This window comes from Streptomyces dengpaensis (assembly GCF_002946835.1).
Taxonomy (GTDB): Bacteria; Actinomycetota; Actinomycetes; order Streptomycetales; family Streptomycetaceae; genus Streptomyces; species Streptomyces dengpaensis.
Genome location: NZ_CP026652.1, coordinates 8,295,272 through 8,310,963, shown reverse-complemented (window position 1 = coordinate 8,310,963; position 15,692 = coordinate 8,295,272). Strand labels below are relative to the sequence as shown.

Here is a 15,692-nt window from a genome sequence, read left to right as displayed (position 1 = left end):
GATCAAAACTGAATAGTTGCTTAACGTAGCAATTTTGCGTGCTCGGTTCCGCCCGGCACGTGCGGCCCCTGCGGCAGTCCCCGAATGCCCTGCCGGGCGACGGGATGGCCGTGCTCGTCCACGACCGTCCGACCTCCACTTCATGAGCAGCGAAGAACCCACCCCGGGCCGAACAACGGAAGCGAGGCGAGAGCGATGAGTGGGAGCGAACCGTGGAGCCGACGGTCGCAGATCGTCGGCCGCATCCAGGACGTGCAGTGGGTGTGCGCGTTCTTCGAGGACGAGTCCAGCCGGGGCCGCGGCTTGCACGTGGTCGGCGAGGCCGGCGTCGGCAAGACCACACTGCTCGACGCGGTCACCGAGGCTGTGAGGGCGTCCGGCACTCGGGTACTGCGCGCCGACGGCGTCGAGTTCGAGGCGGACATCTCGTTCGCCGGACTGCATCAGATCCTGATGCCGGTGCTGGACGACGTCGAGCACCTACCGTCCGAGTATCGCCAAGCACTCCTGGTCGCACTCGGCTGCGGCACCGGTCCTGCTCCGGACCAGCTTCTCCTGGTCAATGCCACCCTGACCCTGCTGCGGCAGACAGCGGCCGAGGCTCCGCTCCTCCTGATCGTCGACGACCTGCCGTGGCTGGACCGGGCCAGCGCCGTGGTCCTCAAACTCGTCGCCCGCCGTCTGTCCGGCAGCCAGATCGGCTTCCTGGCAGCCTCCCGGACCGGCGGGGAGAACATGTTCGACCGCAGCGGCCTGTACGAGATCGACCTGGCGCCGCTCGACGACGACTCGGCGCACCTGCTGCTCGCGGCCCGCTACCCGGGGCTGGCCGCCCGGGTCCGGGCACGGGTGGTCGCCGAGGCTCGCGGCAATCCGCTGGCCCTGATGGAACTGCCGGAAGAACTTACCGGACCACAGCAGACCGCGCAGGAGGAACTGCCGGCGGTGCTGCCGCTGGGCGAACGCCTGCGTGCCCTGTTCGTCACACGCGTCACCGTCCTCACCGAGGCCGCACGCCGGCTGCTGTTGCTGGCCGCGCTGGACAGCACCGGCGATCTCGGAGTCCTGCACCACGCCGCCGGGCAGGACACCGCCATCCTGGCGGACCTCGCCACCGCCGAGCGTGGGCGCCTGGTCCGGATGGACACCGCCGCCCGGCGCCTGACGTTCCGTCACCCGCTGATCCGCTCGGCGGTCGTGGCGGCCTCCACCCTGGCCGAGCGCCGTGCCGCGCACCTGGCGCTGGCCGACGCACTGGCCGACCGGCCGGAGCGCCAGGCCTGGCACCTGGCCGAGGCGGCGATCAAGCCGGACGAACAGGTGGCCCAGCTGCTCCAGGACGCCGGGCACTCGGCGCTGCGGCGCGGTGACGCGGCCGGCGCGGTCACCGCGCTGACCCGGGCCGCCGATCTGAGTCCTTCGGGCGGCGACCGCAGCCGGCGGCTGGCCGAGGCGGCCTACCTCAGCGCGGAGGCGACCGGCGACATCGCGGGCGCGTCGGAACTGCTGCGGCGGGCGCAGCACGCCGATCCCGGCGGAGGCGCCGCCCTGTACGCGGCAGCCGCCGCGGTGTACGTCCTCGTCAACACCGAAGCCGACCTCGGCACCGCGCACCAGCTGCTGGTCGGCGCGATCGAAGCGGCCGGACCGGTTTACGACGTCGGTGACCGGGCTCTTGTCGACGCGCTGCACACCTTGCAGTTGGTCTGTTGGTGGAGCGGTCGCGAGGAGCTGTGGGCGCCGTTCGTCGAGACGGTGGGCCGGCTGAAACCGGCCCCGCCGCCAGTGCTGGCACTGGCCGCACGGACGTTCCCCGACCCGGCGCGCACTGGCGTCGCGGCCCTGTCCCGCCTCGACGAGGTCCGTGAGGTGCTGCGTCGAACACCTGATCCGACGGTGCTGGTTCGCGGCGCGACCGCGACGGTCTATCTCGACCGGGTCGGCGAACTGCGCGACCGGCTCTGGGAGTTGGTCCGTCTGGGCCGTGACGGCGGCGGACAGGTCCGTCGGCACCTCGGGGCTCTGGTGCACCTGTGCATGGACGACTTCCTGACCGGCGAATGGGAGGAAGCACAGCAACTGGCCGACGAGGGAGCGGCGTTGTGCGACACCGGGTATCCCTTCTTCGCCTGGTACTTCCAGTACAACCAGGTGCTGCTGCACGGGGCACGAGGGGAAACGGAAGCGGGGGACGCCCTGGCCGAACGGATGGTGCGCTGGGGGACGCGCCGCGGCGTCGGCACGGCCGCGGCCTTCGCCCACCAGGCACGGACCCTGGTCTGCCTCGGCGGCGGCGACTACGAGGCCGCCTACCGCCACGCGACCGCCCTCACCCCGGCCGGGAGTGTGGCCCCGTACGTGGCGCACGCGCTGTGGGGCGCCTACGACCTGGTCGAGGCGGCCGTGCGCACCGGCCGCGACACGGAGGCCGCCGCGCACGTCCGGGCCCTGCACGAGCTCGGGATCACCCGACTGTCCGACCGGTACGCGATGCTCGTCTCGGGCGCTGCCGGCCTGTGCGCTCCGGACGAGGAGGCGATCGCGCACTTCGAGCACGCGTTGTCGGTTCCGGGCGCGGACCGCTGGGTCTTCGAGGCGGCGCGGATCCGTCTGGCCCTCGGTGAGCGGCTGCGGCGTACCGGCGCCAAGGGCCCGGCCCGCGAGCCGCTGACGGCTGCCTTGGACCTCTTCTCCCGGCTGGGGGCCGCACCGTGGGCGGAGCGGGCCCGCAAGGAGCTGCGCGCGGCCGGTCAGACGAGCCGACCCCAGACCACACCGTCCCTGCTGACGCCGCAGGAACTGGAGATCGCGCACCTGGCGGCGTCCGGCCTGAGCAACAAGCAGATCGGGGAGCGGCTCTACCTTTCGCACCGGACCGTCGGCGCTCACCTGTACAAGATGTATCCGAAACTCGGGATCACCACGCGGGCGGCGCTGCGCGACGCGCTGACCGCGCTGGACGACGCGGCATGAGCCAGCGCGTTGGGTACGTCCGGTCTGGGTGCCTCCGGTCCTGCCGAGCTCACCGACGTCGCCGAAGTCCCCTGTCCGGGCCCGGTTCCGGGGCCACCGGTCTCCTCGGCGGCCTGGGAGATGACATCGGGTACTCGCCCAGCCAGGGCGTGGACGGTCTCGCCGTAGGCTCCGACTCCCAGCTCGCAAAGAGCACCGAGTGCTTCCTCGAGAATCTCGTGGGCTTGGGAGTCGTCTTCCAGTCGTATGACCGTGTCGGCATCGGCCCGGTGCTGATGCCGGGACGTGCAGCACGGTGTCCGGGTGCCTCGCCGCGCGCCGCGGGGACGGTACGGGTCCAGAGGGTCCCGGTCCTGACATCCGTCCCCACGGCGTCAACAGGCCGTCGAGTGCGCCGTCACGGCATCAACGCCGAGCGGCCGGCAGGGCGGGTGACCGCCCTGCCGTCACACCAGCCCCTTGAACTCCACGAACTTCGGGTCCCGCTTGAGTGCCGCCCACTCCTCCTTGTAGGGCACCCACAGTTCGCGGGCGAATTCGGCAAGGGGCGACTTCCAGTCCCGGAAAAACTCGGCCATCATGGCGGTCGTCGTCATCGGCACAGCGCCCGCCTGGACGAGCCTGAGCATCGCGGTGTCGTGAATCTCCTTGGTCGCGTCACCCACCGCGTCAGCGACGATCGCGACCTCGTAGCCATCGGCCATCGCGTCGACCGCCGGGTAGGCCAGACACACCGACGTGACGAGGCCCCCCATCACCAGCTTCTTGCGGCCGGTCGCCTTGACCGCGTCCACGAAGCCGGCATCCTCCCAGGCATTCATCTGGGATCGGTCGATCTCCTCGACATCCGGCAGCTCCGCCCGGAGCGTCGAGATGGTGGGCGTGTTGACGCCCATCTCGACGCCGACCGTGCTGAGTACCACCGGGATACCGATGGCCTTTGCGAACTTCGCCAGGTAACGGGTATTGAGCTCGATGACCCTTCGGTCCTGCTCGAAGATCAGATCGAGCACGCCGTCCTGATAGTCGATCAGCACCAGCGCGCACTCCGACGCGTCCCATATGGGCGTGTTCTTCTCAGCCATCTCTTTCCCTTTCACGTGGCTTGCTCTCGACAGCGAGTCTCGCTGCGGCGACGTGTGCGCCATATCCGTCGCGCGACTGTCGTTCGACACACGAGTTCGGCACGGTCATTCGACGGCGGTGACGAGCAAAGGACACATCGCGGGAATCCGGGCCGGCCATGAAAGGCCGGACCACCTCGGCTTGTGCTGAGCGAACAGAGCGGCCACCCTGGGCTGCGTACTCGTCCACGGGAGTGGCGTCCGGCATGCGTTGCCGTGCTCATCCCCCGGCAGCAGGAAGGTTGCGCCGCAATCGTGACGGCACCTGCCGGCAGCTGGCTCCCGCTACCGGCCGCACGAGGCCCGACGGCGAGGCGGCCGATCTGGATGCGGCGCGTGCTCGTCGCCGTGAGCAGCAGGGGCAGCGTCTGGAGCGGGCCCGGCAGCAGGCCGCGGACGTCGAGCGTGCGTCAGTACGCCGCCGCGCCGCTCGTGGAGCACCCTGTCGGCCGCTTCGGATGCCGTGCTCACGCCCCTTCCGCTTCCGTGGTGCCGGGGATCGCCCCCTGGGCGTGCAGCACGGCGATCTCGGAGGGGCTGAAGCCCAGTTCGGCGAGGATTTCGTCGTTGTGCTCGCCCAGGTCCGGTGCCCGCTTGGCGGGGACTTTCGGTATCCCTCGGAGGTTGACCGGGCTGTTGATGGTGTAGTCCAGCCCGGCGACTCCTTCCAGGGGCACGACGATGTCGTTCACGCGCAGTTGCGGGTCCTTGGCGGCCTCTTCCGGTGTCTGGATGGGGCTGTAGGTGATGCGTTCCCGCTCCAGGGCATCCTTCCAGTGGGTGAAGGGGCGCGAGGCGAACTCGGCGTCGAGCAGTTCGCTCGCCGCGGCGGCGTTCTTGACCAGGCCCTCGATGTCCGCGAATCGGGGATCCTCGCTCAGTTCGGGGCGCCCGATGGCCCGCGTCAGTCCCGGCCAGTTCACGGGTGAGGTTGCCAGCATGAACCATTGGCCGTCCGCCGATTGGTAGGGGTTGGTCAGCGCATTTACCGGCGCGTTGCGGTCGTGCAGCTCGAACGGTGTGCCGTCGGCGAGCGCGCCGGCCACGAGTGTTCCTGTGGCCCACACGCCCGTGGCGAGCAGCGACGTTCCGACATTGGCTCCTTGTCCTGTCCGTTCGCGGTGGTAGAGGGCGGTTGCGATCGCCGCGTAGATGGCGATCGCCGTCGTGTAGTCGCCGCTGCCCCAGACCGGTACCGTCGGCGGCGCTCCCGCGTCGCGGGTGGAGGCCAGCAGTCCGCTGCGCGACCAGTAGGCGGTCAGGTCGAAGCCCGGCTGGCGGGCGTCGGGGCCGGCGTCCCCGAAGCCGGTGAGGTCGGCGTAGATGACTTTCGGGTTCCAGCTCGATACCTCGTCGTAGCCGAGGTGCAGCCTCTCGCGCGTGCCGTGCGGGAAGTTGGTGATCACCACGTCGGCCCACTCGACGAGCCGTTTGAGGACCTCGGTGGTCGCCGGGGACTTGAGGTCGATCACCATGCCGCGCTTGTTGCGGTTGGCGAGGTGCCAGCCGTAGTTGGCCTGTGCCCGGGGGCTGGGCGGCACGAAGCTCAGCCGTCGCTGGGGGTCGCCGTGTCCCGGCGGCTCGATCTTGATGACGTCCGCTCCGAAGTCGGAGAGCACGGTGGCTGCGGCCGGTCCCGCGATGTAGCTCGACGTGTCGAGGACCTTCAGGCCGGTGAAGACGGATTCGGTGGTTTCGGTGGTCATCGCTGTCACCCCACGAAGGCGCTGTGGCCGGTGATCGACTTGCCGACGATGAGGGTCTGCATCTGGTGGGTGCCCTCGTAGGAGTAGAGGGCTTCGGCGTCGGCGAAGAACCGGGCGACGTCGTATTCGAGGACGATGCCGTTGCCGCCGAAGATCTCGCGGCTCCAGGCGACGGATTCCCGCATCCTGGCCGCGACGAACTCCTTGGCCAGCGCGGACTGTTCGTCGCGGAAGATGCCCTGGTCCTGCAGCCGGGCGAGCTGCACCAGCATGCCCCAGGAGGCGGTGATGTTGCCCAGGATCTTCACCAGCAGGTCCTGCACCAGCTGGAACTTGGCGATCGGACGGCCGAAGGCGATGCGCTGCTTGGCGTAGTCGAGCGCGAGTTCGTAGGCGCCGATCATGACGCCCAGGGCCTGCCAGGCGACCCCGCTGCGCGTCTGGCGCAGGACCTCGGCGACGTCCCGGAAGCCCTTCATGTTCTGCAGCCGGTTCCCGTCCGGTACGCGTACGTCGGTCAGGGTGATCTCGGCGTTCTGGACGATCCGCAGCGCGATCTTGCCTTCGATCTTGACCGGCTCGAAGCCGGGGGTGCCCTTCTCGACGACGAAGGCCTTGACCTTGTTGTCGTCGACGTCCCGCGCGAAGACGACGACGTAGTCGGCGAAGGTGGCGTTGCCGATCCACTTCTTGGCGCCGTTGAGGACCCAGGTGTCGCCCTCGTGCTTGGCGGTGGTGCGCATGCCGCCGGAGACGTCGGAGCCGCCGAGCGGTTCGGTCAGGGCGAACGCGCCGATCTTGTCCATCGTGGCCATGGCGGGCAGGAACCAGTCGCGCTGCTCCTGGTCGCCGCCGTAGTAGATGGAGTAGAAGCCGAGCCCGTTGTGGACGCCGAAGAAGGTGGCGCACGAGGCGTCGGTGCGGCCCAGCTCCATGGCGAGCATGCCGCTGAGCAGGTGGCTGATGGCCGGCTGGTGCTCGCCGTAGCCCTCGTAGGCCAGGGCGGTCAGTCCGCTGCCGCGGAACTTCTCGATCAGCTCCTGGGGCAACTCGCCCTTCCCCCAGGCATCGTTGACCAGCGGCTTGACCTCATCCCCCATAAGGGTGCGGGCCTTGAGCAGTATCTTGCGCTCCTCGTCCGAGAGCAGCGCCTCGTAGAGGTAGAAGTCGGCGGCGAGCTGGTCGTCCAGCTGCGTGAGCGGGGTGGCGGTGGTGGTCATCTCAGTTCTCCTTGTTGTGCTGGTTGGGGCGGTTGTCTTCCAGGGCGGACAGGACGGCGAGTTGCCTGCGGTCGCGGGCTTCGGCGAGGTCCGTGTACGGCGTGGAGGCGTACGCCTTCTCCACTGCTTGGACGACTCGCTCCCGGTCCTCGGGGTCCTGCGAGGGCTCACCGAGGGTCAGCTGCTGCATGGACTTGCCGATGTGCTCGGTGATGTGGCGGTAGCCGCCGGGCCCGCCGCCCAGGTGCGCGCCGAGGAACGGACCGACCGTCGCCCAGCGGATGCCGAGCGAGTGGGTCACGACGGTGTCCAGGTCCTCGGGGGTCACCACGCCCTGCTGGACGAGATAGACGGCCTGGCGGCTGAGCGCGTTCTGGAGCCGGTTGCCCACGAACCCGGGGATCTCCTGGCGTTCGACGACGGGGCTGCGGCCGACGGCGGTGTAGAAGTCGACGGCAGCCTGCACGGCTTCCTCGGTGGTGCGTTCGCCGGGTACGACCTCGACGAGCGGCAGCAGGTGCGGCGGATTGAAGGGGTGTCCGATGAGGATGCGGCCGGCGTCCTCGAGTTCCGTGGTGAACGCGGTCGCCGGGATCGCCGACGACGAGCTCAGCAGCAGTGCGTGTCCGGGGGTCTCCCGGACCAGCTGGGCGAACAGCTCCTTCTTGAACTCGACGCGCTCGGGGCCGTTCTCCTGGACGACGTCCGCGTCCCGGACGGCTTCGGTGACGTCGGCCGCGAGGTGGACCCGGTCGGCGAGGCCGTCGGTGTTCACGCCCTGGGCGGCCAAGTGCGGGGTGAACTCCGCCAGCGCGGAGTCGATGGCCTCGGCGAGGTCGGGGCGCGGGTCGCTCACACGGACGGTCAGGCCGTGGCCGGCGAACAGTGCTGTCCAGGACAGTCCGATGGTGCCCGCGCCGATCACGGCGGCGGTGCGGAAGGGGTGTGTCATTGCGTGGCTGCCTTGAGGTAGTCGAAGACCGGCTTGACCGGGGCGAGGGTCAGGTCGGTGAGGACGTGGCTGGCGGAGACAATCTCCAGGACGGGCAGGTCGGCCAGCGGGGCGAGGACGTGCTGGAACAGCTGCAGCCGAGCCGGACCGGAGTAGGCGGCCTTGACCACGATGTCGGTGATCTCGGTGCGGACCAGCTCCAGCACGCGCGGGGCGCCGTCGTAGCCCGGGATGGCCTTGAGCATGAAGGTCGGCACGGTGATCTGTGCTTCGGCCTCGCACGTATCGAGTGCGTAATGCTTGTAGCCCATGGTCGCGGTGGCGACCCGCAGCGTGCCGTAGTCGAGGGTGCCGACCAGTACGTCGTGGTCGACGTACAGCTTCGGTGCGCCGATGACCTTCGGGTAGGCGCTGACCTCGCGTCCGGCCGCGGTCGCCGGGAAGTTGTCGAGGTACATCGCGTGCAGGTACTCGCCCCGCTCCCCGTCGAAGCTGACCTGGACCGCCTGGCCGCCCTCGGTGTAGGGGCCGAACCCGGTGACGTCGTTCATCTTCATGATCTCGAACCGGACCAGCGGCTCCTCGATCCGCAGGGGCTCGGGGACGACGGCGCGCAGCGCCTCGGGGTCGGTGCGGTAGACGATGTTGAGGTACTCGCGGTCGGTGAACCAAGGGACCACGGGTGCGAACGCCGGGCGGGTGAGCGGGGTGGTCGCATGGCGTCGTACGTCTTCGATTCTCATGTCACTTCCCCGTCCACTGCGGGGCACGGTGCTCGGCGAAGGCGGTCATGCCCTCCCGTACGTCGGCCGAGGCCATCAACGTGTCCATCACCGTGCGCTGCACCGCGAACGCGTCGGCCTCCGGTACTCCGTCCGCGGCCCGTACCACCGTCTTCACGGCGGCCAGCGCGAGCGGTGCGTTCGCCGCGAGCTGCTCGGCGCGCAGGAGGGACTCGTTCACGGCTTGACCGGTGGGGACGACCCGGTTGGCCAGGCCCAGCTCGCCCGCCCGTCGGCCGCTCACCGGCTCACCGGTCAGCAGGAACTCCATCGCCAGGTGGTAGGGGATGCGCTTGGGCAGCCGGATCACGCCGCCGCCCGCGGCGATCAGGCCGCGCGTGACTTCGGGCAGGCCGAAGTGCGCGTCCTCCGCGGCGACGATGAGGTCGCAGGCCAGGGCGAGTTCGAATCCGCCGCCCACGGCGAAGCCCTCCACGGCGGCGATCAGTGGCTTCGTCCGCTCGACCTCGGTCACGCCGCCGAACCCGCGGCCCGGGATATTCGGGGACTCGCCGCGCAGGGCGGCCTTGAGGTCCATGCCGGCGCTGAAGGTGCCATCGGCGCCGGTCAGCACGCCGGCCCGGAGCCCGGGGTCGGCCTCCAGCTCGTCCAGGGCCTTCGAAAGGAGGGCGGCGACCGCGGCGTTGACGGAGTTGCGTGCCTGTGGTCGATCGATCGTGATCAGCAGGGTTGTGCCCACCCGATGGGTGCGCACGTCAGTGGTGCTCATGGCTTGCTTCTCTCAGCGGAGGTACAGGAAATCGCAGCGTGTCGGTCATCGGGACCTCGATGTGCCGGCACAGCCCGGTGCCGCAGCGGTGCAGCAGGGCGACGAGCACGTAGACGATCGTCAGTGAGGAGACTTTGTTCGCGATGACGGCCGGCAGGCAGACCGGCGTGCCCAGCGCGCGTAGGCCCAGGGAAAGGAGGAGGCCGGCGCGAAGACGATGCTGGAGTGCCCCAAGGACAACCAGAAGCCCACCGACAGTGGCCGTTGGCCCTCATGCATCAGCTTGCGCGTGGTGTTGTCGATGGCCGCGATGTGGCCGGCGTCGAAGACGTGCCTCATGCCCAGGCTTTACGCCGTCACGCCGATCCCGATGCCGAACATCTGGGTGCCGGCCCTCAGGGTGGAAGCCCCGAGGGGATGTCCTCGCCGGCGAGCGAGTGGCACATGTGCAGGACGAAGACTGTCCCGCGCTCGCCGCGGAAGACGGTCGGTGATGTCCAGCCGAGGGTCTTGGCGGGCGATGGGGGAGTCCATGTGGTGGGCATGTTCGCATTCGCATTCTTGCGTGACTGATCCGGATGGCATGCGAGGGCGGCGATTACTGAAATCCGGGTTCCGCCTTCGCCAGGGTTCTTCGTCCCTGTGTGAGCTCCGGCCCTGTTTGCATGCAATCCTCGCGAAAGCGCGCGGCGGATTCTGTCAGGCGGCCTCCAAACACCATTGGCCGAAATCCCGAGCCAGCGCATGGTGTTCCCTCAAGTGACGATGTGGGGTTAACCCCATGGACGTACCCGCAGACCAGATCGGCCGCGCCACCGCCATTAACCCGTTCGCTGAGAAGCCCACCTGAGAGTGCCGTGTGGCCCGGCAGCGGCCCAGGCGGGTATCGCCGACAGATCCGCCATTCGGAAATTCCGCAGTGACCGCTCCCGGGCCCCGGGAAGACAATGTCCTGCCCCTCTGCATGGAAAGTGCGCGGCACGTTCTTCTCTGCTGCTGGAGGGCGCACTGGCCGTCGCCGAAGCGAAGAGGCTCCGCTACCTGCTGCTGCAGCCTGCCGCCCGCATCACCTGTGGCGGCCGTCGTCTTCACTTCCAAGAAAGGCCCGCGTGCCGGGCAAGCGATGCCCACCCGGCCACGATCAATCAGGACCACCGCTTCACCGCGATCAGACCAGCTCAGCTATCCGAAGCGAAACAAGGAGACTAGCTCTTGAGATACTCCAGGACCGCGAGCACTCGTCGGTGTTGCGAGGACTCCGCCTGCTGCAGACCCAGCTTGAGGAAAATGCCGGTGACGTGACGCTCGATCGCAGGAACGGTCACGACCAGCTTCGCCGCAATGCCTGCATTGGAGTGTCCCTCTGCCATGAGGGCAAGAACCTCACGTTCCTTGGGCGTCAGCTGATCGAGCGGGTCAGCCGCGCGCTTACGGCCCACGAGGGTGGCAATCACGTCCGAGTCGAGGGCCGAACCACCACTCGCCACGCGTTCCACCGCGTCACTGAGGATCTCGGGCTTCGCGACCTTCTCCTTCAGCAAGTACCCCACACCGCGCGGGTTGTCCCCGACCAGATCGAGGGCGTAGCTCGCTTCAAGGTACTGCGACAGCACGATGACGCCCATCCCAGGATGGGCGGCTCGAATCTGCAGGGCAGCCCGCAGCCCGTCGTCCGCCAGACCCGGAGGCATCTGGATGTCTGTGATCACCACGTCGGGCCGGTGTTCCGCAGCGGCCTGCACCAAGTCGACAGCGTTGTCGACCGCGGAGACGACATTGATTCCGGCACGGGTGAGAATCATCGTGACACCCTCCCGGACGATCGGTTGGTCCTCACCGAGGACGGCGCGGATCGCAGCTTTCATGACCCATCCTTTGACAGGTTCCACGCGATGATGGGCACGCCTTCGGCGTGGCCTGGGGCAATGCGGTCCACCGCATCAGGTCCCTCACGACACAGGGGCGGCTCCGTTGGTGACCAATATCAGGAGTCCGAGTGCCTCCTCACTTGCGGAGCCCGGCTCCGCCTGAAAGGTTCACCAGCTGCTGACGCGCGCAAAGCGGCGGCACTGCTCTCCATGATCTCGTCCCAGTCTACGTAGAACTTCCGTGACGCGGCGTCGAAAAGACACGTCGCGCCGCATTGGTTCGCGGGAAACAATGCATTGCCCAGCTGGTTCGCCGCCAAGACATCAAGGCGGGCGTAATCCCCCTCGCTGATCCGGGCCGGCGCGGCGGCCTCTTCGCGGCGGAGCTCTGCCGTCCGTCGAGGCGCACCGTCGAGCTGTGCAGGTGTCGTCGCAGCCCCTGCGAGCGCGTATGGACTCGCCGAGCGAGTTAACGCTGTGCAGGTGAATTACCTGTCACGTGCACCCACGTCGGGCGGCAAGCCGTGGGTTTTCCCCACAGTCCTCGGACGGGCATGCCTGCAGTGAAATGTGGGGGTCGCTCGACAGCTTGTTGGGCGCCGACAGGAACACGATGGGGATCGCCCCGGAAACCGGTACGAAATCTTCCCCACCCGACGATCCGGATTCGAGTCGCACATAAAACCGCGACGCGGCCTTCCGCTCCGCCGCCCGACAAGATCTTGATCTTTCAATTCCGGAGAACGCCATGCACACATCGACACTAATGACCGAGGACCTCCCACACCCGCCGGCGCTCGCCGATACCGGGAACGGCCGACACCGTGGACGAGCAGCGTCCGAAAGCCTGCGAGACCTCAAGCGTGCCGGTGAAGGACAGCATCGCCGACCCGGCGCTCTGCATTCCCCAAGGAGAGACGTGAGCCGAAGCCCCTCCCACACCGGGCAACCCGCCCTCGAAGGGCACGCGAGCGAGAAACCCGGTGAGAGCAGCGCCCCAGGGCGACGAGAACCCTTCATGGATCGACGCGCCCGCACCCCCGATGACACCCACGCGGAGATGCTCGCCCCGCTGGGCCCCGGCATGGCGAACGGCCCTGACAGCACTGCACCGGATGCCGCCGACCTCGTCGCGCGGTTCGAACGCGAAGCCCTGCCGTTTCTTGACCGGCTGTACGCAGCCGCCACATGCCTGACCCGCGACCGCGGCGCCGCAGCGGAGCTGGTTCAGCAGACGTATCTGCGGGCTTTCGACGCGTTCGGGTCGTTCACCACGGGGACGAACATGAAGGCCTGGCTGTTCTATGTCCTGGCCGACACCGCGCACGGCGCCGACGGCGAGCGGCAGAACCTGCCGCGCCCGAGCTGTTCGCCGGGACAGCCCCGCGACCGACTGCCGGGTAAGAAACACCCGGCACCCTCTGTTCCTCCGACGGCCGCAGCACAGGCCCTAGACCTCCTGCCCGACCATGAGGTGAAGGCCGCGCTCAACCAACTCCCGCGGGAGATCGCGATCGTTGTGCACCTGGCTTACGTGGAGGACTTCTCCTCCGAGGAGATCGCGGAGCTCTTGGGCATCCCCCCGGGCACCGCGATATCCCGGTTGCACCACGGACGACAACGCCTGCTCCGGCTGCTCATCTACGCTGCACGCCGACAGGGCGACTCGATCATTCCGTTCCCCACCGCAAGCACACACGCTGGAAACACCAACGTCCGATCCGGACATGAGATCGGAACAACCCTCAGGAGCACACATGCCAACCCTTGACCGCCAGGACGACGTCTTCGTACTCGACCTCGGAGACGATGAGAACCGCTTCCACCCCGACTGGATCGCCTCCGTCAACACCGCCCTGAACGAAGTGGAGAAGGCAGAAGTGCCCCGCGCCCTGGTGACGACCGCGAGGGGCAAGTTCTACTCCAACGGCCTGGACCTGGAGTGGATGGGCGCCCACGCTGATCAGGAGGAGAGCTACCGCAGCTCCGTCCATGAGCTCTTCGCCCGCATGCTGTCCCTGCCGGTGATCACCGTGGCGGCCCTGCAGGGGCATACCTTCGCCGCCGGCGCGATGTTCTCCCTCGCGCACGACTTCCGTGTCATGCGCGCCGACCGCGGCTTCTGGTGCCTGCCCGAAGCGGACATCAACATCCCCTTCACGCCCGGCATGGCCGCCCTGATCCAGTCCCGGCTGGCGCCGCAGACCGCGCACGAGGCCATGGTCACCGCGCGTCGCTACGGTGGGTCGGACGCCGCGGCCGCCGGGATCGTCGAACGGGCGGTGGACGAGACCGCTGTGCGTTCCACGGCCGTAGAGATCGCCGAGGCACAACTCGGCAAGGCCGGCGACTCCCTCGGCACCATCAAGGCACGCATGTACGCCTCGGTCCTGGCCACCCTGCGCGATGCACCCCACCCGCTCGGCTGACACCGCCATCAAGAACGCTCGTCGATAACCCACAGCGGCTACTTCCACGCCGGCGCCGGATCACGCCTTCGAACTGCCGAACCCCCTCGGGGTACGGGCCGAACCTGCCGATCATCAGGTAGGGACGCTGAACTCCCGTTCCCCCTCTGCCAGTTCCACCCGCGTCACGCAAGACGATCGACCGGATCAGGTTCCGCCTGGTGGGCGCCTGTGCGCAGATTGATCACGTCCGCACACGCGTGCCGCACTTCCCTGGCGGCGTCTGGCCGAGCGGCACGAAGTCGGCGTCTCGCACAGCCGCACGAGGTCATGTTGGCGCTCCGCATGCTCGGTGCCCTGGAGCACAGCAGAGCCCCAAAGGGCACCCCAAGACGGACGAACGGGCAGCAAGCATCACCCGCAGTCGTCCACGCCCGTGACGTGCACCCGGGGACGCCGGGTGAAGGGCCCGTTTACGGGCGCTGGGCACTGGGCGCTTCAGGCCGTATCGGGATCTGCACCATGATCGAGGTGCCGCCCCCCGGGGGCGACTCGATGGTCAACGTACCGCCGATGGCGGCCAAGCGGCCCGCCAGCCCGGTCAGACCGCTGCCGGCCATGGTCTCGTCCACTCCCCCGATACCGTCGTCAACGACCCGGAGCCGAAGGATTTCCCCGAGTTCGAGGGAGATGTCGATCCGGGACGCCTGGGCGTGCTTCACCGCGTTCGTCACGGCCTCGGCCACGATGAAATACGCGTTCGATTCAACGGCCGAGGGAAGCCTCTGGTCGCACTTGCTGTCGACGACGGCGGGAATCGGGCACCGGTCCGCCAGGTCCTTCACCGCCGCCGCCAGCCCCTTCAACGTCAGCACAGTGGGGTAGATCCCCGATGCGAGTTCCCGCAGCTCGCCGATCGCCGTCTGCGCGTCGGCCATGCACTGGTCCAGCAGCTCGGTCGCGGACGATTCCCCATCGGAGATCTCGTCTCGCGCGAGCCGCAGCCCGATCATCAGGCTGATCAGCCGTTGCTGCGCCCCGTCGTGCAGGTCCCGGGCCGTGCGTCGGTGTACCGCATCGACACTCTCCATGATGCGTGTGCGGCTGTCCTGCAACGAGGCCGCCATGGTGTTGAAGGACGTGCCCAGCGTGCCGATCTCCGCCACGTTGCTGGGGGTGATCCGCACCCCGAGGTCACCGTCCGCGAACCGTCCCGCCGCGGCCGCCGCCGCCCGCACCGGCCGCACGACGGCGCGGTGCTGGAACACCGTGAAAGCCGCCACCAGCGCAGTCGACGCCGCCAGCCCCACACCTGCCGCAATCACCGCCCGACGCCCGTTGACTCCCGCGGTGTCTTCACGCGCCGCGAGATTGGCACGCTCCTCCACCGTGTACCGGTCGAACTGGGCACGCAAAGCATCGACGCGCCGCTTCCCCTCGGCAGTCGCCGCCAGACCGGATGCGGCGGAATCACCCCGCCGGACCGCCTCGACCAGCGGAACCGAGTAGTCGGTTATCAAAGACTCGACGCCCCGCGTGATCTGCCCGGCACTGCGGCGCTGTTCAGGAGAGGTAGCAGTCTCGGTGAACCGCCGCGCCTCCGCAGGAAACTCCTCGCGCGCCGTCTGCCACGGCTCGAGGAACTCCTCACGCTTGGTGATCACAAAGCCGCGCTGCCCCGTCTCAAGGTCGCTGACCAGCTGTTGCAGGCTGCCGGCCTCGACGATGGCCGTCCGGGAAGCGCGTCTCGCCGATGTGGCGCTGTTCGCGTCAGCGATCGCCCACAACAAGACCGCAAACGCGGCGCCTATCAGCAAGGCAAGCAGGCCGCCCGCCGCAATCGTGAGGCCCGTCAGCCCCGGTCGCGAACCCGCACACCCCGGCCGTGCCCTCATGATCCACCTATCGAAGGAAAGGATCTAGACGCCC

General features: G+C 68.5%; 14 protein-coding genes and 1 pseudogene. 3 read left to right on the top strand and 12 right to left on the bottom strand.

The window, feature by feature from the left end; genetic code table 11:
* The first annotated feature begins 195 nt into the window (after positions 1-195).
* Complete coding sequence (locus C4B68_RS38805) at positions 196-2,973, top strand: AAA family ATPase (protein ID WP_099506543.1); 2,778 nt, start codon at positions 196-198, stop codon at positions 2,971-2,973.
* Positions 2,974-3,419: 446 nt separating this feature from the next.
* Here the strand turns inward: C4B68_RS38805 and C4B68_RS38800 are convergent, their stop codons facing one another.
* From C4B68_RS38800 to C4B68_RS42275, 11 genes and pseudogenes are all read right to left on the bottom strand, one after another.
* The gene (locus C4B68_RS38800; RefSeq protein ID WP_167459252.1) at positions 3,420-4,058 is read right to left on the bottom strand and encodes an isochorismatase family protein; all 639 of its coding nucleotides are present in this window, start codon (positions 4,056-4,058) and stop codon (positions 3,420-3,422) included.
* A 506-nt stretch (positions 4,059-4,564) separates the two neighbouring features.
* Positions 4,565-5,803 (bottom strand): CaiB/BaiF CoA transferase family protein, encoded by a 1,239-nt coding sequence (locus C4B68_RS38795; protein ID WP_099506545.1) that lies wholly within the window; start codon positions 5,801-5,803, stop codon positions 4,565-4,567.
* A 5-nt stretch (positions 5,804-5,808) separates the two neighbouring features.
* Positions 5,809-7,023 (bottom strand): acyl-CoA dehydrogenase family protein, encoded by a 1,215-nt coding sequence (locus tag C4B68_RS38790; protein WP_099506546.1) that lies wholly within the window; start codon positions 7,021-7,023, stop codon positions 5,809-5,811.
* A 1-nt stretch (position 7,024) separates the two neighbouring features.
* Positions 7,025-7,975, bottom strand: coding sequence for a 3-hydroxyacyl-CoA dehydrogenase NAD-binding domain-containing protein (locus tag C4B68_RS38785; protein WP_099506547.1), 951 nt, complete (start codon positions 7,973-7,975; stop codon positions 7,025-7,027).
* Positions 7,972-8,718, bottom strand: coding sequence for an acetoacetate decarboxylase (locus tag C4B68_RS38780; protein WP_099506548.1), 747 nt, complete (start codon positions 8,716-8,718; stop codon positions 7,972-7,974). The genes C4B68_RS38785 and C4B68_RS38780 overlap by 4 nt, the downstream gene beginning before the upstream one ends.
* Position 8,719: 1 nt before the next feature.
* Positions 8,720-9,487, bottom strand: coding sequence for a crotonase/enoyl-CoA hydratase family protein (locus tag C4B68_RS38775; RefSeq protein ID WP_099506549.1), 768 nt, complete (start codon positions 9,485-9,487; stop codon positions 8,720-8,722).
* Between the two features lie 160 nt (positions 9,488-9,647).
* Positions 9,648-9,877, bottom strand: a pseudogene (locus tag C4B68_RS43890) (HoxN/HupN/NixA family nickel/cobalt transporter); the annotation flags it as partial.
* Between the two features lie 5 nt (positions 9,878-9,882).
* A complete protein-coding gene (locus C4B68_RS43885; protein WP_180289402.1) occupies positions 9,883-10,032 on the bottom strand; it encodes a hypothetical protein in 150 nt (49 codons plus the stop codon).
* Between the two features lie 660 nt (positions 10,033-10,692).
* A complete protein-coding gene (locus tag C4B68_RS38760; RefSeq protein ID WP_099506551.1) occupies positions 10,693-11,352 on the bottom strand; it encodes a response regulator transcription factor in 660 nt (219 codons plus the stop codon).
* Positions 11,353-11,471: 119 nt separating this feature from the next.
* Positions 11,472-11,708 carry an MmyB family transcriptional regulator gene (locus C4B68_RS44930; protein WP_373682288.1) on the bottom strand — a complete coding sequence of 79 codons (237 nt, stop codon included), beginning with the start codon at positions 11,706-11,708 and terminating at the stop codon, positions 11,472-11,474.
* A gap of 410 nt (positions 11,709-12,118) precedes the next feature.
* Positions 12,119-12,259, bottom strand: coding sequence for a hypothetical protein (locus C4B68_RS42275; protein ID WP_167459250.1), 141 nt, complete (start codon positions 12,257-12,259; stop codon positions 12,119-12,121).
* 114 nt (positions 12,260-12,373) lie between these two features.
* On the opposite strand from C4B68_RS42275, the gene C4B68_RS38755 reads away from it, so the two are divergent.
* A complete protein-coding gene (locus tag C4B68_RS38755; RefSeq protein WP_167459249.1) occupies positions 12,374-13,126 on the top strand; it encodes a sigma-70 family RNA polymerase sigma factor in 753 nt (250 codons plus the stop codon).
* On the top strand, positions 13,113-13,784 hold the full coding sequence (locus tag C4B68_RS38750; RefSeq protein ID WP_099506553.1) for an enoyl-CoA hydratase-related protein: 672 nt from the start codon (positions 13,113-13,115) through the stop codon (positions 13,782-13,784). Before C4B68_RS38755 ends, C4B68_RS38750 begins: the two co-directional genes overlap by 14 nt.
* Positions 13,785-14,236: 452 nt before the next feature.
* Here C4B68_RS38750 and C4B68_RS38745 read toward each other — a convergent pair whose 3' ends face one another.
* A complete protein-coding gene (locus tag C4B68_RS38745; RefSeq protein ID WP_104880052.1) occupies positions 14,237-15,658 on the bottom strand; it encodes a CHASE3 domain-containing protein in 1,422 nt (473 codons plus the stop codon).
* Between the last annotated feature and the right edge of the window lie 34 nt (positions 15,659-15,692).

Excerpts from the sequence above, each read along its gene's own strand:
- C4B68_RS38805 (WP_099506543.1), top strand. The coding sequence starts at position 196 with ATGAGTGGGAGCGAACCGTGGAGCCGACGGTCGCAGATCGTCGGCCGC.
- C4B68_RS38800 (WP_167459252.1), bottom strand. The coding sequence starts at position 4,058 with ATGGCTGAGAAGAACACGCCCATATGGGACGCGTCGGAGTGCGCGCTG.
- C4B68_RS38795 (WP_099506545.1), bottom strand. The coding sequence starts at position 5,803 with ATGACCACCGAAACCACCGAATCCGTCTTCACCGGCCTGAAGGTCCTC.
- C4B68_RS38790 (WP_099506546.1), bottom strand. The coding sequence starts at position 7,023 with ATGACCACCACCGCCACCCCGCTCACGCAGCTGGACGACCAGCTCGCC.
- C4B68_RS38785 (WP_099506547.1), bottom strand. The coding sequence starts at position 7,975 with ATGACACACCCCTTCCGCACCGCCGCCGTGATCGGCGCGGGCACCATC.
- C4B68_RS38780 (WP_099506548.1), bottom strand. The coding sequence starts at position 8,718 with ATGAGAATCGAAGACGTACGACGCCATGCGACCACCCCGCTCACCCGC.
- C4B68_RS38775 (WP_099506549.1), bottom strand. The coding sequence starts at position 9,487 with ATGAGCACCACTGACGTGCGCACCCATCGGGTGGGCACAACCCTGCTG.
- C4B68_RS43885 (WP_180289402.1), bottom strand. The coding sequence starts at position 10,032 with ATGCCCACCACATGGACTCCCCCATCGCCCGCCAAGACCCTCGGCTGG.
- C4B68_RS38760 (WP_099506551.1), bottom strand. The coding sequence starts at position 11,352 with ATGAAAGCTGCGATCCGCGCCGTCCTCGGTGAGGACCAACCGATCGTC.
- C4B68_RS42275 (WP_167459250.1), bottom strand. The coding sequence starts at position 12,259 with ATGCAGAGCGCCGGGTCGGCGATGCTGTCCTTCACCGGCACGCTTGAG.
- C4B68_RS38755 (WP_167459249.1), top strand. The coding sequence starts at position 12,374 with ATGGATCGACGCGCCCGCACCCCCGATGACACCCACGCGGAGATGCTC.
- C4B68_RS38750 (WP_099506553.1), top strand. The coding sequence starts at position 13,113 with ATGCCAACCCTTGACCGCCAGGACGACGTCTTCGTACTCGACCTCGGA.
- C4B68_RS38745 (WP_104880052.1), bottom strand. The coding sequence starts at position 15,658 with ATGAGGGCACGGCCGGGGTGTGCGGGTTCGCGACCGGGGCTGACGGGC.